The sequence below is a fragment of the Thermoflexus hugenholtzii JAD2 genome (genome assembly GCF_900187885.1).
Classification (GTDB): Bacteria; Chloroflexota; Anaerolineae; order Thermoflexales; family Thermoflexaceae; genus Thermoflexus; species Thermoflexus hugenholtzii.
On sequence record NZ_FYEK01000075.1, the window covers coordinates 83,767 to 102,209 of the forward strand.

Below are 18,443 nucleotides of genomic sequence, written 5' to 3' on the forward strand. Positions count from 1 at the left end.
CCTGACCCGGCCGGCTGGTCCTGACAGACGGAGAGGCGGGCCGGAGGGGTCCTGCGCCGGCTGACGCCGAGGGCCCCGGCGCCTCTACCTGCTTCCCTTTGACCGCTCCCTGGTCGTCTGCTGGATCGGCCGGGGGTGCACATCGATGCGGATGATCCTGGATCGGAATGGAGATGCCCATCGGCGCAGCCCCGTGGTTTTCCTGTTTTGCTTCATCCTGGACGTCCGATGGATCGGGCCGTGGGATCGGCCCACGCGGGCTCCGGATGGGCGGTGGGTGGGGGCGGAGAGCCTGTGGGCGGTGGCCCTGCGGGTGGAGACGGTAGTGTGGCTTCCCGCGCCCCCGCCCCGGCCGCCCCGGGCCGAGCTCTCGCCGCCTCCCCGAAGTCAACCTCCTACCCCGGTTCCCGAGGTGCCGGAGGCATTTGACGAGGTGAGGACCTGGCGGATCCCCCTGGAATGGGAGACGCCGACGGCAGGGTCGGTTCACTACCGACGGGTGGGGGATCCGATTCCCAGCCGGGATTGGGCTGGATGAAAGCCCTAAGCTCAGCTTCTTCAGCAGCTCCCGGCAGCTTCAGGCAGTCCAGCCCAGCGTCGGAGAGCTCGTTCCAGATCCTGGGGCCAGGTGGGGCGGCGGGGGATCCGGAGGGCGCCGTCGGCGATCCAGCCGCCCAGCTCCCGCGCGATCCCATCGGCCCCGGCCGGGGCCGGCCGCAGGACCAGGGTCCGCCCCTCCACGTGGATCCGCTCGATCCCTGCCCGGGCGGCCAGGATCTTGAGGCGCAGTTGCTGAAGGAGGTTGCGGGCTTCCTCCGGGAGGGGGCCGAATCGATCCTCCAGTTCCCGGGCCATCTCCGCCACGCCTTCCAGGGTCTGGATCGCCGCCATGCGGCGGTAGAGCTGCAGCCGCAGGGCGGGATCGGGGACGTAATCCTCCGGCAGGCCGATGGGCCAGGGGAGGTTGAGGGTCACGCCCTCCGGGGCCGGCGGCGGCGGCTCGCCCTCCTGCTCCGCCCGCAGCTCGGCGATGGCCCGGTTCAGCATCTTCATGTAAAGATCGAAGCCGACGGCGGCGATGTGGCCATGCTGACGGGTGCCCAGGATCTCCCCTGCGCCCCGCACCTCCAGGTCCCGCATGGCCAGCTGGAACCCGCCGCCCAGCCCGGGGATCTCATAGATGGCCATCAGGCGCTCTCGGGCCTCCGCGGTGAGGGGGACCTTCGGATCATACAGGAAGTAGGCATAGCCCTGCAGCACGCTGCGGCCCACCCGCCCGCGCAGCTGGTAGAGCTGGGCCAGGCCGAAGAGGTCCGCCCGGATCACGATCATCGTGTTGGCGTTGGGGATGTCCAAGCCGCTGCTGATGATGTCTGTGGCCACCAGCACGTCGATCTCCCCCCGCGTGAAGGCCATCATGGTTTTCTCCAGCTGTCGGGGCGGCATCTGGCCGTGGGCCATGCCGAAGCGGGCCCCCGGCACCAGGGCCTGGAGCCGCTCCTTCCAGACCTCCAGGCCGTGCACCCGGTTGTAAACCACGAAGACCTGCCCTCCGCGGTCCAGCTCCCGCATGATAGCGGAGCGCACCAGCCGGTCGTCGTAGGGCCCCACGTAGACCTGGACGGGCAGCCGCTCCTCGGGAGGCGTCTGGATCAGGCTGATGTCCCGCAGGCCGCTCAGGGCCAGATAGAGGGTGCGGGGGATGGGCGTGGCCGTGAGGGTGAGCACGTCCACTTCCGCTCGCAAGCGCTTGAAGTGCTCCTTATGCCGCACGCCGAATCGTTGCTCCTCATCGATGATCACCAGTCCCAGGTCCTTGAAGACCACATCCGGCTGGAGCAGGCGATGGGTGCCGATGAGGATGTCGATCTCCCCCTCCCGGAGCTGGCGCAGGATCTCCGCCTGCTCCCGAGGCGAGCGCAGCCGGGTGAGGACCTCCACCACCACCGGGAAGGGGGCCAGGCGGGCGCGGAAGGTCTCGTAGTGCTGGTGGGCCAGGATGGTCGTCGGCGCCAGCAGGGCCACCTGCTTGCCGTCCATCACCGCCTTGAAGGCCGCCCGCAGGGCCACCTCCGTCTTCCCGAAGCCGGCGTCCCCGCAGAGCAGGCGATCCATGGGCCGCGGCCGCTCCATGTCCGCCTTGACCTCCTCGATGGCCCGCAGCTGGTCCTCCGTCTCGATGAAGGGGAAGGAGGCCTCCAGCTCCCGTTGCCAGGGCGTGTCCGGCGAGAAGGCGTGGCCCCGGGCCACCTCCCGCCGGGCGTAAAGCTCCAGCAATTCGCGGGCCACCTCGGCCGCCGCCTGCCGCGCCCGCGCCCGCGCCTGGGCCCACTCCCCGCCCCCCAGGGGATGGATCTCGGGCGGCTGATCCGTCGGCCCCACATACCGGCTGACCCGGTCCGCCTGATCCACCGGCACATACAGCCGATCGTTGCCCGCGTAGCGCACCACCAGATACTCCCGCTCCACCCCATCCAGGTTGAGGCGGACCAGGCCCTCGAAGATCCCGATCCCGAAATCCTCGTGGACCACGTAGTCGCCCTCCCGCAGTTCCCGGATCCATTCGGGGGGCGGGCCCCGTCGGGCGCGGCGGCGCCAGGGGAGGGGACGGAGCACCCCGAAGAGCTCCGCGTCGGTGAGCAGGGCGAGGCGGCGGCCGTCTTTGGAGCGGAAGAGGAAGCCGCTGCTCAGCGCCCCGCTCAGGAAGTAGATCCGCTGCGGGAGCGGGGGCGTTTCCAGGGAGGAGACGGTCTGGGCGGCCTCCCGCAGGCCCGGGGCGTGGTCGGCCCATACCGCCGCCAGGCGGCCCGCTTGCCGGCTCACGATCACCACCGCCTCCCGGAGCTGCAAGCGTCGGGCGAAATCCTCGATCATGCGCTGGATCTGCCCCCCGAAACGCGGTGGGGCCTCGAAGGACAGCGTTGGAGATCCTCCTTCCTCCGGCAGGGCGGTGATCCGAAGGGCCGGGCGCCGGCGCAGGGCGCTCTCCCATTGCACGCGATCCACCAGGGGGTCTGGATAATCAGGGGGGAGGAACCCGGCGCTCTCCCCGCGGGCCCGCAGGGCCCGGGCTTCCTCTTCTATCTCCTCCCACGCCTCCCGGATCTCCGTCTCATCCAAGAGGATCACCCACCCGTCCTCGGGCAGATACGCGAGAGGGGTGGTCGCATCCCCATAAAAGTAAGGGAGGTAGAACTCGAGGGTCGGGAAGGGCGCGCCCTGGGCCAGGGCCTGGCGCTCCCGCTCCAGAGCTTCCCGTTCCGCCGCGGCCTCGGCCGCCGGCTCCCAGGTCGCCAGCCGGGCGGCCGCCGCGGGCCCGTAGCCGGGCAGCGCCTCCCGGGCCGGGAAGATCCGCACTTGCTCCACCGGCCGCAAGGTCCGCTGGGTGGATGGATCGAAGGCGCGCATGCTGAGGATGCGATCGGCCTCCCATTCGATCCGCACCGGCTCCGGCGCAGTCGAGGGGAAGAGGTCCAGGATCCCCCCGCGCCGGGCGAACTGGCCAGGGTGGGTCACCATGGTGACCGGCTCGTAGCCGGCCTCCAGTAGGTAGCGGACGAAGCCCTCCAGGGGCAGCTCTTGGCCGGTCCGGATGATCCGGCGCAGGCGGTGGAACAGGCGGGGCGGCAGCGTCCGGAGCCGCAGGGCGCGGGTTGAGGCCACGCTCACCGGGGCGGGGTCGCCGTTCAACCCGGCGAGGGCAGCCAGGGCCGTCAGCCGCTCCGCGCGGATCTCGGGCGGCCATGGGGCGCGCTCATAGGGGAGGACCGGTGGCTCCGGCAGCAGATGGATGCGCTCCGGCCCCAGATAGAGGGCCAGGTCCTGGGCCATCCGCTGGGCGCGTTCCGCCGTCCCCGCCACGATCAGCGTCGGCCGCGGCGCTTCCTGCAGCAGCGCCGCGATCCAGAAGGGCCACGCCGCTCGGGGGAGGGGAATCCCCGCCGGACGGCCCGCCGCCAGCGCGCGGCGGGCCTCCTGCAGGGCTGGTTCGTCTTCGAGCAGCAAGAGCAAACCACTTAAAAGCGCCATCCCTGGCCTGGACAGGGCGAGCGGGTTGGGTTTGCGTAGAGCCAGCTTGGTGGACAGTCCTTATCATTTTACGGCAGGCTTCGTGAAGGGCTCCACGGGCGCCTCTTCAGGCCTGGGAAAGTGTCTGAGAATAGCTGGCTGAGGCACTCTCAGGCGGATCACATCCGGGCGCGATGGGTTTTGGAGAAAGGAGATTTACCCCGAACCATCCTGCGAGACCACAACCGCGAAAGGTCGCGGCGCAAGCCGCTCCTACTCCTACAATCCGAACCCTGTCCTCTCGATCCCGCAAAGGTCGCGGCTGAAGCCGCTCCTACAACTTGGATGCCCAAATGAATTTTTCGTTGCGAGGTGGTTCTGCGGATAGACCGGCGAGGGACCAGAGCCGGGCCGGGTCCACGTGCTCCGGTTCGAGGGCGAAGACCTCTCCGAACCGCCGGGCGAGCTCCTCCTGGACCGAAGCCATCAGCCGGGACCGGGCCGTCTCGTCCTCTGGCTCTCCCAGGAACATGGCCATGGAGACCACCCCTTTGTCCGCGATCCCACATGGGATGATCCCCGTGAAATACGTAAGGTCCGGGCACACGTTCAGGGCGAAGCCATGGGTGGTGATGCCCCGGGCGTCCACCCGGGCCCCGATGGCAGCAATCTTGGCCGGAGCCCGTCGCAGGGCGGGTGGACACCAGGCGCACCGGCTCATGGCGTCCGGCTGTACCCACACCCCGGGCGCTCCCGGAAGGGTCCCGGCGGCGATCCCGAAGCGGGCCAGGGTCTCGATCAGCATCTGCTCAATCCGCCGGACGAAGGCCACTTTGTCCAGGCCCCGGGCGTGAAGGTCCAGGATCAGATAGCCCACTACCTGGCCGGGGCCGTGGTAGGTGACGTCCCCTCCTCGATCGGTGACGACCAGGGCGACGCCCCGGCGAGCGCGCTCCGCCTCATCCCACAGGACGTGCTCGGGCCGGGCGGAGCGCCCCAGGGTGAACACGTGGGGATGCTCCAGCAAAAGCAGGGTGTCCGGGATCGCTCGGGCGGCCCGGGCCTCCGCCAGGGCCCGCTGCAGCGCCCACGCCGCCTCATACGGAACGGTTCCGAGGACCGACCACCATCCGCGTTCCATGCGAGCCCCTCCGCGAGATCGCAGATGCCTTACAAGACCTCCAGGGGATCCACATCGACCCGCCACTCCGGCGGCAACGGGAAATCCCGCAGCCAGGCCACCGGGTCCGGCCCGCGCAGGAGGATATGCCAGCGGTAAAGGCCCCGCAGGCGGCTGAAGTAGCACGGAGCCGGGCCGATCATAGCCGATGGCGGCGCCCCTTTGGCCATCAGATGATGCCGCAGCGCCTCCCCCAGCCGCTCAGCGGCCTCGCGGGCCCGCTCGGCCTCTGCGTGCCAGTAAAGCAGCCGGACCAGACGGGCGAAGGGCGGATATCCATGGGCTTTTCGGAAAGCCACCTCGCCCCGGTAGAAACCATCGAGATCGTAGCGGGCGGCCGCGGCGACGGCCGGGTGATCCGGTCGATAGGTCTGGAAGATCACCCGCCCGCCGAAGAGTCCCCGTCCCGCCCGGCCGGCCACCTGGATCAGCAGTTGGAAAGTCCGCTCCGCGGCCCGGAAATCGGGCAGCCCCAGCCCCACATCGGCGAGGATCACCCCGACCAGGGTCACCAGGGGGAGATCCAGCCCTTTGGTGAGGACCTGGGTGCCGATCAGGACGTCCGCCTCGCCGTCGGCGAAGCGCCGCCAGATCAGGGCGTGCGCGGCGCGGGTGGGGGCCGTGTCCAGATCCCAGCGGAGGACGCGGGCGGCCGGCCAGCGCCGCCGCACCGCCTCCTCCACGGCCTGGGTGCCGATCCCCATGCCCTTCAGCCGCCGGGAGCCACAGTGCGGACAGCGCGCCACGGGCGGCTCCACCGCCCCGCAGTGGTGGCACACCCATCGGGTCGGATGGAGGTGTTCGGCCAGCGGGAGGTCGCATTGGGAACACCGCATCAGGTGCCCGCAATCCCGGCAGAACACGAAGGGCGCGGCCCCCCGGCGGTTCAGGAACAGGATGGCCTGCTGCCCCCGGCGCAACACCTGATCCAGCGCCCGCTCCAGGGCCCGGCTGAAGATCCCGGTGTTGCCCGCTTTCAGTTCCTGGCGCATGTCCACCACTTCAACGGGCGGCAGGCCGCTGGTCAGGGCCTCCGCCTCCGTCTCAACGAAGCCTTCCAGAGAGGCCCCGAAATGGCGGGCCTGGGCGGCCAGGCGCGGGCGATAGCCCAGGAAGCGGCGGGGGAGACGCAGCTCCTCCAGGAGGCCGTGCTCGGCCTGATAGCGCAGCTCGATGCTGGGGGTGGCTGTGCCCAAGATCACCACCGCCTCCAGGGCGCGGGCCAGAGCCATCGCCGCGTCCACTGCATGATAGGCCGGGATCCGGTAAGGGATCTCGGGCCGCAGGTCCTGCTTGTAGCTCGGATCGTGGGCTTCGTCGATGACGATCAGCCCCAAATCCGGCACCGGCACGAAGAGGGCGGAACGGGTCCCGACCACCACGCGGGCCTGACGGCGTCGGATCCGCTCCCATATGGCTCGCTCCTGGGCCGGGCTCATCCCGCCGGTCCATACCGCCACCTGACCGGGAAACCGCGCCTCGAAGCGACGGGCGGTTTGGGGGGTGAGGGCCAGCTCCGGCACCAGGATGAGGGCGCCCTTCCCCCGCCGGAGGGTTTCCGCCACGGCCTGGAGGTAGAGCTCGGTCTTGCCGCTGCCGGTGATCCCGTGGAGCAGGAAGGCATGGAAGCGGCCGACCTTCAACGCCCGCTCGATGGCCCGCCAGGCCAGGGCCTGATCCGAGGTGAGGGGCGGCGGCTCCTCGGGCACCGGATAGGGATCCGCGGCCTCCCAGATCGGCCGCTCCACCGGCTCGATGATCCCCCAGCGGGTCAGCTGGCGCAGGTCCGCGGGCGTGCAGCCGGTTTCCGCTTGCAGCCAGTCCGCCGGGAGCGGACGGCCCGCCTCCTGCAGCCGCTCCAACAGGCGTCGGCGCCGCGCGACGATCTCCCCCCGCCGCCCCAGCCGGATCCCTCCTTCCCGCAGCGCTTGCAGGATCCCCTCCTCCTTCAACCGGATCATACGAAGGGTAGGGGGGCGGCCCTCTCGGATCCGCCAGCTCCGCCGGATCCAGCCGCGCTCCAGCAGGCGGCGCAGCGCCCGCTGTCGCTCGGCCAGGGGGAAATCCCGCAGGATGGCGTGGACCTCGCTGTGGGCGAGGGGGCCTTCCGCCAGGGCGGCCAGCAGGACCTGCTCGGCGAAGGAGACGGCCACCGCGTGCTCCAGCCCCCCGCGGGCGCCCTCCGGGGCACACCGCTCGTAGACGGGCTCCCGGCGGGGGATCAGGCCAGCGGGGATCATCAGGCGCAGGCATTCGCTCAGCGGGGCCAGGTAGGTCCGGCTGAGCCATGCCGCCCACTCCAGGCGCATGGGATCCAGGACCGGCTCCTCGTCGAGCAAACGGATCACCCGCCGGCGGGGGCGGACGCCTCGCTCCTCCTCATCCGGCCCGCGCCCTTCCGAGGGCTTCCCCGCGAGGCGGCGCCACACCACACCGGGCTCCGGCCGCTCGCCCCGACCGAAAGGGACCAGCACCAGATGCCCGGGCCGGAGGTGGCCGTTCAGGCCCTCCGGCTCCTCATACAGGAAAACGCCGCCGGCGTAGGCGGCGCCGGCGGCCAGCACCGCGATCTCCAGGCTCATCCCTGCTGCTCACGTCGCGCCCGGGACCTTGCCTCCTCACGCTTCACGAGCGATCCGCCCGCCCGGGAACCCGGTCCGGGTGCAGGCCGGCGTAGACCCGATCTGGGGTCAAAGGGAGAGCATCGAACCAGATGCCGGTGGCGTCGTGAACGGCGGCCACCAGGGCGGGGGCGAGGGGCAGGAAGGGCATCTCCGCCATCCCCCGCACGCCCCACGGCCCCAGCGGGTCGGGATGCTCCAGGATCAGGCTCTCGGTCTCCTCCGGGATGTCGGAGATCCCGGGGATCAGATACGTGCTGAGGTGGCGGGTGAGGATGCGCCCCTGCTGCACGATGAAGTTCTCCGTGATGGCGTAACCGATGGCCTGGACCACCCCGCCCTCGATCTGGCCCCGAAGGTTGATCGGGTGGATCGCCCGCCCCACATCGTCGGCGCAGATCACCTTCACCGGCCGCACCTGCCCGGTCTCGACGTCCACCTCCGCCAGGACCGCCTCGGCGACGTAGCCGTAGGTCACGTTGGGGCGCTCGGAGAAGCCGGTCTCAGGGTCGAAGGGGAAGGTGCGCACCGGCCGGTAGATGAACTCCCCGACGGCCGGGCGCTCCTCGTTGCGCCAGGCGGCCATGGCCCGCTCCGCCGCCCCTTTGATGGCGTTGCCGGCCATGAAGGTCATGCGGGAGGCAGAGGAGCTGCCGGAGCTTTCCGTGAAAGCGGTATCGGAGGCGCGCAGCTCGACCTTCTCCGGCGGCAATCCCAGGGCCTCGGCGGCCATCTGGACCATGACAGTGTGCGCCCCCTGACCGACGTCGGCGCCGGCGTGATAGACGATGGCCTTCTCGATGTGGGCGTCCCCGTGCAGCTCCACCCGGGCCCAGCAGTGCTCCGGGAAGCCGAAGCTGTAAGCGATGTTCTTGAAGCCGCAGGCGAATCCCCAGCCGTAGCGCTTCGCCGGATCCGACGAAGAAGGCGTCGCCGGCCGGACCCAGCCCCTCTCCGTCCGTTGCCAGCCGGCCGCCCGGGCGCAGGCCTCGATGACCTCGGCGATGCTCACCCCCTCCGGCACGATCCCGCCGGTGGGCATGCGGGAGCCCTCCCGCCAGACGTTGCGCAGGCGGATCTCCACCGGATCCATCCCCAGGGCCTCGGCCAGCTTGTTCATCTGCATCTCCGCGATGAAGAGGGCCTGGGGTGCCCCGAAGCCCCGCATCGCCCCTGTCGGGGGGTTGTGGGTCAGCGCGCCCCGGATGTCCGCTCGGACGTTGGGGACCACGTAGGGCCCGCAGATGGACATCGTGATGTTGCCCAGGACCTTGGTGGAGGTGTAAGCGTAAGCCCCCACATCGGCGATGACGTCCGCCTCCACCGCCAGCAGATATCCCTCGCGGTCCGCCGCCCAGCGCACCCGGGCCACCACCGGATGGCGCTTGTGGTGGCCGATGATGGACTCCTCCCGGCTCCAGATGATTTTCACCGGGCGGCCCAGCTTCCAGGCGGCCAGGGCCAGGAGGATCTGCACCGACATGTCCTCCCGGCCGCCGAAGGCCCCACCGATGGCCGCGTAGATCACCCGCACTCGATCCTCCGGCAGCCCCAGGGCGTGGGCGATCTGATGGCGGTCCTCATGGGCCCACTGCCCGGCTGTCACCACCGTGATCCGTCCTTCTTCGTCGATATAGGCCACCCCGGCCTCCGGCTGGAGGTAGGCGTGTTCCTGGAAGGGCGTGCGGTAGGTGCCCTCCACGATCACCGCTGCCTCCCGGAAGGCTGCCTCCACATCGCCCTGCCGGATGCGGTAATGGCAAAGGAGGTTGCCCGGGTAATCGGGATGGACCTGGGGGGCGCCGGGGCGCAGCGCTTCCTCGGGGTCATAAACCCCCGGCAGGTCTTCGTATTCCACCTCGATGAGCTCCACCGCCTGCGCCGCGATCTTCTCGCTCTCCGCCGCCACCAGGGCCACCACATCCCCCTCGTAGCGGACCACATCGGCGCCGGGCTTGCTGTCGGGTCCGCAGATCACCGGCTGATCGAAGTAGATCAGGCCGTATTCGTTCACCGGCACGTCCTTCGCCGTGAACACCGCCACCACCCCCGGCAACGCCTCGGCCCGGCGGGTGTCGATCCGCCGGATCCGCGCCGGCGCGTGGCCGGCCCACTTCACCTTTAGGTAGAGCTGCCCCGGCAGATCCAGATCCCCCGGATAGGGGGTCCGGCCGGTTACCTTGCCCTCCGCATCGATCCGCGGGATTGAGATCCCGATGGCCATGGATGAACACCTCCTATGATTGCACTCCACGTTGTGCATCGGCCCAAGGATCACTTTCGGTCGGCGCAGGCTGACCAAGGCTTTCACGCCGATTGAAATCGGCCTTCATAGGCGCTCCGCGCCAAGCGTCGGCGAAGGTCGACGCGAAGGATGCTTTTCGGCCGGCGTAGGCCGACCGTTGGCCAGAGGGCCCCCTGAGGTCGAATTCATTCGACGCCCAAGCCCGATCCATCGGTCGAAGGCCTCTTTAGGCTGAATTCATTCGGCATACCGGGCACGCTCTCGGGCCGCCTCCTCCACCGCCCGGATGATGCTGTAATAGCCGGTGCACCGGCAGAGGTTGCCGGCGAAGGCCTGCTGGATCTCCTCCAGGGTCGGCTGCGGGACTTCCTCGAGCAGGACGACCCCGGACATGATAAAGCCTGGGGTGCAGTAGCCACATTGCACGGCTCCCTGGCGGATGAAGGCGGACTGCAGCGGGTGGAGCGACCCCTCCGCGGCCACGCCCTCTACGGTGATGATCTCCGCCCCGTGAGCCCGAGGCGCCGGCACCAGACACGACATCACCGCCATGCCATCCAGGATCACCGTGCACGCGCCACACTCGCCCTCCGCGCAGCCCTCCTTGGTGCCCATCAGATGCAGATCCTCCCGGAGCATCCGCAGGAGGGTCTTATCGGCCGCCCCGTGGACTGCCATCGTGCGGCCGTTGACGGTGGTGAGGATCGGCTCGGGCCCGTCCTCCCGATGGCGCACCCGTCCATCCCACGTGGCCAGCCCAGGGGGCACCTGGGTCCAGAAGAGGGAACGCTCCTCGCGCGGCCGCTGGAGCCGCACCGGGCGTTCTGGGAAACCCCGACGTTCAGTTCCGTCCCGTAGCTGGCGCAGGGCCCGCATGGTGAGCACCCGCACCATCTCTGCGCGGTACCAGGCCGGCCCCCGGATGTCATCGATGGGGCGGGCGGCGGCCTGAGCCAGCTCCCCGGCCCGGGCGATCACCTCCTCCGTCAGACGCTGGCCCTGCAAGAAGGCCTCCGCCTCCCGTGCTCGGACAATGGTGGGGGCCACCGCTCCCAGGGCGATGCGGGCGCGGGCCACCCGCTCCCCTTCGAAGGCCACTACCGCTGCCACGCTGACCACCGAGATCGCCTGGGCGCGCCGCAATCCCAGCTTAAGGAACGTCCCCCGTTCGTTCGGCTGTAACGGCTCAAAGGCGATGTCCACCAGCATCTCATCGGGGGCCATCGCCGTCTTCCGGACGCCCAGGTAGAACTCATCGAACGAGAGGGTGCGCTGGCCCCGGACACTTCGGAGGGTCACCGTGGCGTCCATGGCCCAGAGGGGCACGATGGTGTCGTTGGCCGGCGAGGCGGTGATCAGGTTGCCGGCCACTGTCCCTCGGTTCCGGATCTGAGGAGAGCCCACCTCCCAGCAGGCTCGGGCCAGGGGAAAAGCCCGCTCCCGACAAAGGGCCGAGGCCAGGACCTGACTATGGGTGACCAGCGGGCCCAGATGGATGCGGCCATCCGCTCCGATGGCGATGGTGTCCAGGCCGGGGATGCGGGTGATATCGATGAGGACCTCTACGCCCGGGCGTTGCCGACGCTCCAGCTCCAGGATCAGATCTGTGCCTCCGGCGATGATCCGCGCCCGGCTCCCGTGCTCGGCCAGCAGGCCCAGGGCTTCCTCCGTAGACGTCGGGGTGTAGTAGGCTTTCCACATGGGGTTTCCCCTCCTTGGGCTGCGCCTTGCCCTCCTTACTAAGTTTAACCCATGCGAACTCCCGGCTCTGGTTCGGAGAGGGTCGGGACCTTCCGGATTTTCTGGGCAGGTGATCCCTTTCGGCCACGGGATATGTAGGGCAACTGCTCGCAGTTGCCCTACATGCGGAAACACTGGAAAGCCCTGGAAGAGGGTTGGGGAGCCTTCCATACAGCAGGAGACTCGCTTATCATAGAGAATATGGGGAAGCGTCCGCTCTGGATCGGCCTCACGGGGAACATCGCCTGCGGGAAGAGCACGGTGGCCCGCATGCTGGCGGAGATGGGGGCTTATGTCATTGACGCCGACGCCATCGCCCACGAGGTGATCCGCAAGGGCACCCCCGCCTACGAGGCCATCCTGCGCCGGTTCGGGCCGGGGATCCTAAGGGCGGATGGAGAGATCGACCGCCGGCGTCTGGGGGAGATCGTCTTCCGCGATCCGGCGGCGCTGCGGGATCTGGAGGCCATCGTCCACCCGGCGGTGCTCGCGGAGATCCAGCAGCGCATCCTCGCCTGCCCGGATGCCCCGGCCATCGTCATCGAGGCCATCAAGTTGATCGAGTCCGGGTTCGCCCGGGCCTGCGACAGCCTGTGGGTGGTCACCTGCCCGGAGCCCGAGCAGGTCCGCCGGCTTATGGAGGATCGGGGGCTCACCGAGGAAGAAGCCCGGATGCGGATCCGGGCCCAGCCCCCTCAGGAAGAAAAGGTCCGTCAGGCCGACGTGGTCATCGACAACAGCGGGGACCTGGAGGCCACGCGCCGGCAGGTGGAGGCCGCATGGCGGCGATGGGTGCAGGAGCGGTCATCCGCTCCGGAGGAGGCCTCCTGAAGGCGGGATTCTACGCCGGAGGAGAGGGACGATGAAGGTCACGATCCGTCGGGCTCGGCCGGCGGATGTGGACGAGATCTGCGAGCTGGTCCGCCGGGCCACCCGGGGGCGCTTGATGCCCTCCCGGGACGAGGTGTTCGACCGGATGGCGGAGCGGGGGATGCTGCTGGCCTTCAGCCCGGCGCGCGAGCTGGTCGGGCTGATCAGCTGGCGGGTGGAGAACTTGGTGGCCCGCATCCTGGACTTCCTGGTCCATCCCCTCGACCTGCGGCCCACGGTGGGGCGCCAGCTGGTGGAGGCCGTCGAGGAGGAAGCCCGCCGTCTGGAATGCGAGGCCTGCGTCCTCTATGTCTCCCCCGAGATGTCCTCCGAGGCCCTTGCCTTTTACATCGGGCTGGGGTATACCCGCTGGCCGGAGGAGAGCCTGTCGGAGCCGTGGCGCGAGGCGGCGCACGAATTCGACGCCTTCGGGCGCGTGGCCCTCATCAAGCAGATCCGCGCCGAACGGGTGACCCGCCCCATCTGAGGGGTTGCATATCCCCAGGAGAATCCCGACAGAGGAGGTAGGATCCGATGTGGGCGACGATCCGAGGGTTCGTGGAGCGACATCCACGCCTGACCGCATGGATCGCCTTGGCCATCGGGATGGTGGCCATCCTGCTCTGGTCGGCCCGAGATGTGGGGCTCACCCCCTCCCAGATGCTGGCCCTTGTGGTGGCCACCATCATCTTGGCCGGCCTGTGCGTGTGGATCATCAGCTGGGAGGACGAGGAGGAAGAGGCTGGATCTGAGGCGCAGCCCTCGAAGAAAGCGTGAGATCCCGGCGGAACGGCGTTATCCCCTCGGGCGGTGCCGCTCTCCCCTCTCCGGAGCCTGCGCGCCGGGCGGTGAGCCCTTCGGGGAGCCCTTCGCATCGATGGAGGAACCATGGAGCTCCTGGAGGCGCTGAAAGAGATCCGATCCTCTCAAGGGCTGCTGAGCTGGCTGGATGTCTTCAATGCCTGGGCGCAGGCGCGAGCGGCCGGGCCGGAGGGCCCCTTCGTTCAGGCCACAGCGGAGGCGGCCTTAAGCCACTTGGAGGAAACTCAGCCTCAGCCCTCCGATGAGGCGATGCGGTTGCTGGCCCGAGCCATCCTGGGCTGGTGGTCCTTGGCAGTGGACGCGCTGGGCGGGAGCGCGGAAGCCCAGGGCCTGCGCGTTCGGGCCCTGACCCTGGCCCGCCAGCTGGATGAGGTCACCGAGCGGCGTTGGGCTCTGTCCGCCTGGCTGGAGCGCCACGCCCCTCAGAAAGAGGAGTAAACCGCCCCCGGATTCCCGGGGACGGGAGGCTCGTTGCCCAAACAAAAACCCCGCCATGCCGTGGGCCGCCGGGCTGATGCACCCGCTCGCTCAGGTGGGAGCCTCCTGCCGGTTGCCGCCTTGACGTGCCCCGCGCGCAGGCCGTCTAACGCGTCCCCGGTCCAGAGTCCGGCCCCCTTCCTTTCAGGTGTTGGCGCCAGCCGCTGCACACAGCCGCACGCACATGGCCGGGCTACCTCTATTTTAGGTCAGGATCGCCCAAATGCGCAAGCCCCCAGGGCTTTCGGCTTTCCTGGGGCTCAGACCTCAGTGGGGACAGGGGGAGAGGGAAGAGGAGGGCGTAGAAGGCGGCCCGCGCCGCGCCCGCGGGGGCCCGCCCCTCCCGCCTCAAAACCGACCCCTTCCGCTTCAGCGAGACAAACAAACCGGACTCCTACACTCATCTCCCCTTCCACTTCTATCCCCGGCAGCCCATCCAGAAAATCCCTCCGTTGCGCTCCCACCCGCAGCCCACAGGATGGGACGCGGGTGCAGGGGAGCAATGCGTCTTGGGACGGGATGATTCCGGGTGGATGGGAGTGTGGGGTTTGGGTTCAATTGGAAGAGTGTGAATTCGTTGCCGAAAGCGTTCACGCGGAGCGGGCAGCTCTGCCGTTGAGGGAACGGTGGCCAGATGTGGGAGTGGCGTTGAGAGGCACCGCCCCCCTGATTTCAGGCACCATCGGGGCTCCCCGCCTTCCTCAAATAGAGGAGAAGCCATTGCTTGCTTGTCCTTCTCGGCTATAATCGAAACAGATGTTCTTCCGCAACTTGACCGTGGATCCACTCGCGCGGAGGATCTCCTTCATGAACGTGACCATCGCCCAGTCAGCGTTTGAGCGTGCCCTGTCGGTGGCGGGCCGGGCGGTTCCTTCCCGGGCCACTTTGCCAACCCTCACGCACGTGCTGTTGCAGGCCGAGCCCGGGCGGTTGAAAGTCGCCGGCACGGATCTCAATCTGGCTATCATTACATGGGAAGAGGCGCTCGTCTCCGAGCCCGGCGGCATCACGGTCCCGGCGAAGCCCCTCGCAGAGTTCATCGGAGCTCTTCCGGACGAGCCGATCCATCTCCAAGTGGACCGGGAGACATGGACCCTCCAAATCGTGTGCGGAGCCTATGAGACGGCGATGAAGGGGCTGGATCCGGAGGAGTATCCGATCCTCCCGGAGCTGGAGGGAGACGGCTTCGCCCTGGACCCGGAGGATTTCCGACTGGCGATCGATCAGGTGACCTTCGCCGCGGCGACGGACGAGACCCGACCGATCCTGACCGGGGTTCTGATCCGCCGGGAGGAAGGGCGACCGGCCGGGCAGCCCGCGGGGGTGGCGACCTTCCTCACTATGGCGGCTGCCGATGGCTACCGGCTCTCCGTCAAGACCCTCCCGGCCCTGCGGGCGCCTGAGGGCGCCTTCTCGGTGATCGTCCCAGCGAGCGCCCTCGAGGAGGTGGGCCGGCTGCTGAAGGGAGAGACGGAGCCGGTGTCCATGATGGCGCTACGGGGGCGCAATCAGGTGGGCTTCCGGCTCCGCCGGGTGGCGGTGCTCTCCCAGCTCATCGAAGGCCAGTTCCCGGACTTCCAGGCCATCATCCCGAAGCGCTGGGAGACCCGGATGGAGGCCCCCCGGGATGCGTTGCTGAAAGCGTGCAAGGCCCTCAGCGTGTTCGCCCGGGAGACCTCGAACGCGGTCCGGCTGGTCCTCACGCCGGGGGAGGAGGGACGCCCGGGACAAGTCCTGTTGCAATCCCGATCCCCTGAGAAAGGGGAGACGAAGGTGTCCATCGACGCCTTGGTGGAGGGCAACCGGCTGGAGATCGCCTTCAACGTCCGCTTCCTGATGGATGTGCTGGAGGCCATCGAGGACGACCGGGTGGCCTTCGAGATGACCACCCCGCAATCGCCGGTGAAGGTGCTCCCGGTCAGCGATCCTTCCTTCGTTCACGTGGTGATGCCGATGTTCCTGTGAGGAAAGCCTGCGGTAAGGAGGGTGAAACGATGTATCACAAGCTGATCATCGCCGGGCATCTGGGAACGGACCCCGAGATGCGCTACACGCCGGAGGGAACGCCCGTGACCTCGTTCCGGATGGCCAGCAACATCCGCTATCGAGACGCCAGCGGGGAGCAGCGGGAGGAGACGATCTGGTTCCGGGTGTCGGTCTTCGGGCGGCAGGCGGAGATCGCCAATCAATACCTGCAGAAGGGGCGCCCGGTGCTGGTGGAGGGCCGCCTGCGGCCGGACCCACAGACCGGGAACCCACGGATCTTCCGGCGCTCCGATGGGACGGCAGGGGCGGTCTACGAGGTGCGGGCGGACCGCATCGTGTTCATCGGGCCGCGGCCGGCGGAAGCGCCGCCGGCGGTGGAGGCCGAGGAGCCGGTCCTGGAGGAGCCCGGCTCGATTGAGGAGGAGGAGATCCCATTCTAATCGGAGCGGGGAGAACGCAGGCCGGGCGGCCCGGGAGTAGGGGCGCAGCGTCGCTGCGCCCCTATGGCTCTACAGATCCTTCATGGGACACCTCTGCGGATGCCCGGTCTAGATGAAACAGGAAGCAGCCGGTCAGACCTGCCCGGCCTGCGAACTCGTACGCTTCCAATGGAGCGCGTCGATGCGCCTCAAGGAACTGGAAGGGATCGCCCGCGAGATCCACGCGGTCCTGGAGGCGAAGAACGCAGCCCGGGACGCGGCTCTCATGCGTTGCCGGGAGCTGACCCGCCTGTGCGCGCTGTGCATCCGGGCGGTCCATCGCGAGGAATACGCGGAGGGCCAGCGCCTGCTTCGTGAAGCCCAGCAGGCCGCCTTTGTCCTGCAGACGGATCTCGCCCCCTTCCCGGATCTCCTGTATGCCGGATATACGCAGGACGCGCTGAAGGAGTGGGTCGAGGCCTCAGTGGTCTACGCCATCGTCACCGGACAGCCCCTTCCGGGGCCGCGGGAGCTGAACGTCCCGGAAGCGGCTTATCTGAACGGCCTGGCGGAGGCGGCCACGGAGCTCCGCCGTCGTATCCTGGATTTGATCCGCACGGATCGCTTTGATGAGGCGGAACGCCTGCTTCAAGCGATGGATGAGATCTACGAAGTGCTGATCACGATGGATTACCCGGATGCCCTCACGGGAAATCTGCGCCGGGCTACGGATGTGGTGCGGGGAACGCTGGAGCGAACCCGTGGGGAGCTTACCCTGAGCCTGCGGGAACACCTCCTCCAGGAGGCTCTGCAACGGATCGATCTGCGCTTCAGCAAGTGATCCGCTCCCCCGTTTTCTTGAAGGGCTTCTGGAAATGTGAAAGCATGGGAGTGAGACGCCAAGGGCAGAATCCGGGCCCTGGGACCATCCCGGCCGTCTGGGCAAGTGAACGATGGCCTTCACAGTGAAGGATTTTGAAGATCTGCTGCGCATCTTGGATCGCTATCCCCACTGGCGGGAGGAGTTGCGCCGGCGCATCCTCCTGGAGGAGCTGGAGCAGCTGCCCCGGGCGCATCGGCGGCTCTCCGTCCGGATCGGTCGGATCGAGAAGGCCCTGGCGGCGCTGGCCGAGACAGTCCGGAAGCTCGCCCAGGACCAACGGCGTCATGCCGCCGCCCTGGCCAAAGTCCGCAAGGAGGTTGCGGAAGCACGCGCCGAGGCCGATCGTCGGTTTGCGGAGTTGGCGGAGACGCAACGGCGGACGGAGGAGAGCCTGGCGGCCTATCGGGCGGAGACGGAACGCCGGTTTGCCGAGCTGGCAGAGGCCCAGCGGCGGCATTATGAGGAGTTCGCCGCCCACCGCCAGGAGTTCCTCGCCTATCGGGCGGAGACGGAACGCCGGTTCGCGGAGCTGGCAGAGGCCCAGCGGCGGACGGAGGAGAGCCTGGCGGCCTATCGGGCGGAGACGGAACGCCGGTTTGCCGAGCTGGCAGAGGCCCAGCGGCGGCATTATGAGGAGTTCGCCGCCCACCGCCAGGAGTTCCTCGCCTATCGGGCGGAGACGGAACGCCGGTTCGCGGAGCTGGCAGAGGTCCTGCGACGCTTGGTGGAGCGAGTGGATCGGATCGAACAGGATGTCGGGACGCTTAAAGACCATGACCTGCGCCGGCGCTATGCGGAGCTCGCACCCTCTTACTTCGGCGGCCCGAACTTCCGCAAAGTCCGCGTGCTGACATCCTCGGAGCTGGTCAACCGGCTGTTGGCCGCATTGGATGAGGGGAAGATCGAACGGGAAGACTTTGAGGAAGCCCGTCGCATCGATCTGGTGGTTCGCGGCGAATGGGAGGGCCGCACGCTCCACCTGGCCCTGGAGACCTCCTGGACGATCGATCGTAGGGATGTGGAGCGCGCGGTGCAGCGCGCGCGGATCCTTCAGGCCGTCTTGGGGGAGACCTGGCCTGCAGTAGCTGGCAGCCGTCTGACCGAAGGGGCCCGCGAGCTCCTCCAGCGGATCCGCGAGGAAGGACGGCCCATCGTGGTCGCCCAGGACGGCGGCATCGAGTGGCCCTCTTGA

At 68.7% G+C, this 18,443-nt stretch carries 14 protein-coding genes; 9 read left to right on the forward strand and 5 right to left on the reverse strand.

Annotation, left to right across the window (positions count from 1 at the left end):
* The first annotated feature begins 145 nt into the window (after positions 1–145).
* Positions 146–538 (forward strand): hypothetical protein, encoded by a 393-nt coding sequence (locus CFB18_RS13790; RefSeq protein ID WP_088572377.1) that lies wholly within the window; start codon positions 146–148, stop codon positions 536–538.
* A 20-nt stretch (positions 539–558) separates the two neighbouring features.
* Here CFB18_RS13790 and mfd read toward each other — a convergent pair whose 3' ends face one another.
* From mfd to CFB18_RS13815, 5 genes are all read right to left on the reverse strand, one after another.
* Entirely contained in the window at positions 559–4,029 is a 3,471-nt protein-coding gene (gene mfd / locus CFB18_RS13795; RefSeq protein ID WP_088572378.1) for a transcription-repair coupling factor, read from the reverse strand.
* A 313-nt stretch (positions 4,030–4,342) separates the two neighbouring features.
* Positions 4,343–5,149, reverse strand: a complete 807-nt coding sequence (gene lipB / locus CFB18_RS13800; protein ID WP_088572379.1) for a lipoyl(octanoyl) transferase LipB — start codon at positions 5,147–5,149, stop codon at positions 4,343–4,345.
* Positions 5,150–5,178: 29 nt separating this feature from the next.
* Positions 5,179–7,770: a replication restart helicase PriA gene (gene priA / locus CFB18_RS13805; protein ID WP_088572380.1), complete on the reverse strand. Its 2,592-nt coding sequence runs from the start codon at positions 7,768–7,770 to the stop codon at positions 5,179–5,181.
* Positions 7,771–7,813: 43 nt separating this feature from the next.
* On the reverse strand, positions 7,814–10,033 hold the full coding sequence (locus CFB18_RS13810) for a xanthine dehydrogenase family protein molybdopterin-binding subunit (protein ID WP_088572381.1): 2,220 nt from the start codon (positions 10,031–10,033) through the stop codon (positions 7,814–7,816).
* Positions 10,034–10,291: 258 nt separating this feature from the next.
* Positions 10,292–11,755: an FAD binding domain-containing protein gene (locus CFB18_RS13815; RefSeq protein WP_159461773.1), complete on the reverse strand. Its 1,464-nt coding sequence runs from the start codon at positions 11,753–11,755 to the stop codon at positions 10,292–10,294.
* 240 nt (positions 11,756–11,995) lie between these two features.
* Between CFB18_RS13815 and coaE the strand changes: the two genes are divergently transcribed.
* The 8 genes from coaE (at position 11,996) to CFB18_RS13855 (ending at position 18,443) form a co-directional block, all read left to right on the forward strand.
* Positions 11,996–12,625, forward strand: a complete 630-nt coding sequence (coaE, locus tag CFB18_RS13820; RefSeq protein ID WP_088572383.1) for a dephospho-CoA kinase — start codon at positions 11,996–11,998, stop codon at positions 12,623–12,625.
* A gap of 31 nt (positions 12,626–12,656) precedes the next feature.
* Complete coding sequence (locus tag CFB18_RS13825; protein ID WP_088572384.1) at positions 12,657–13,151, forward strand: GNAT family N-acetyltransferase; 495 nt, start codon at positions 12,657–12,659, stop codon at positions 13,149–13,151.
* Between the two features lie 47 nt (positions 13,152–13,198).
* Complete coding sequence (locus CFB18_RS13830; protein WP_088572385.1) at positions 13,199–13,441, forward strand: hypothetical protein; 243 nt, start codon at positions 13,199–13,201, stop codon at positions 13,439–13,441.
* A 111-nt stretch (positions 13,442–13,552) separates the two neighbouring features.
* Entirely contained in the window at positions 13,553–13,924 is a 372-nt protein-coding gene (locus tag CFB18_RS13835; RefSeq protein ID WP_088572386.1) for a hypothetical protein, read from the forward strand.
* 846 nt (positions 13,925–14,770) lie between these two features.
* Positions 14,771–15,928 carry a DNA polymerase III subunit beta gene (dnaN, locus tag CFB18_RS13840; RefSeq protein ID WP_159461774.1) on the forward strand — a complete coding sequence of 386 codons (1,158 nt, stop codon included), beginning with the start codon at positions 14,771–14,773 and terminating at the stop codon, positions 15,926–15,928.
* Between the two features lie 29 nt (positions 15,929–15,957).
* Entirely contained in the window at positions 15,958–16,389 is a 432-nt protein-coding gene (locus CFB18_RS13845; protein WP_088572388.1) for a single-stranded DNA-binding protein, read from the forward strand.
* A 181-nt stretch (positions 16,390–16,570) separates the two neighbouring features.
* Positions 16,571–17,209, forward strand: coding sequence for a translin family protein (locus tag CFB18_RS13850; RefSeq protein ID WP_088572389.1), 639 nt, complete (start codon positions 16,571–16,573; stop codon positions 17,207–17,209).
* A 112-nt stretch (positions 17,210–17,321) separates the two neighbouring features.
* The gene (locus CFB18_RS13855) at positions 17,322–18,443 is read left to right on the forward strand and encodes a coiled-coil domain-containing protein (RefSeq protein ID WP_088572390.1); all 1,122 of its coding nucleotides are present in this window, start codon (positions 17,322–17,324) and stop codon (positions 18,441–18,443) included.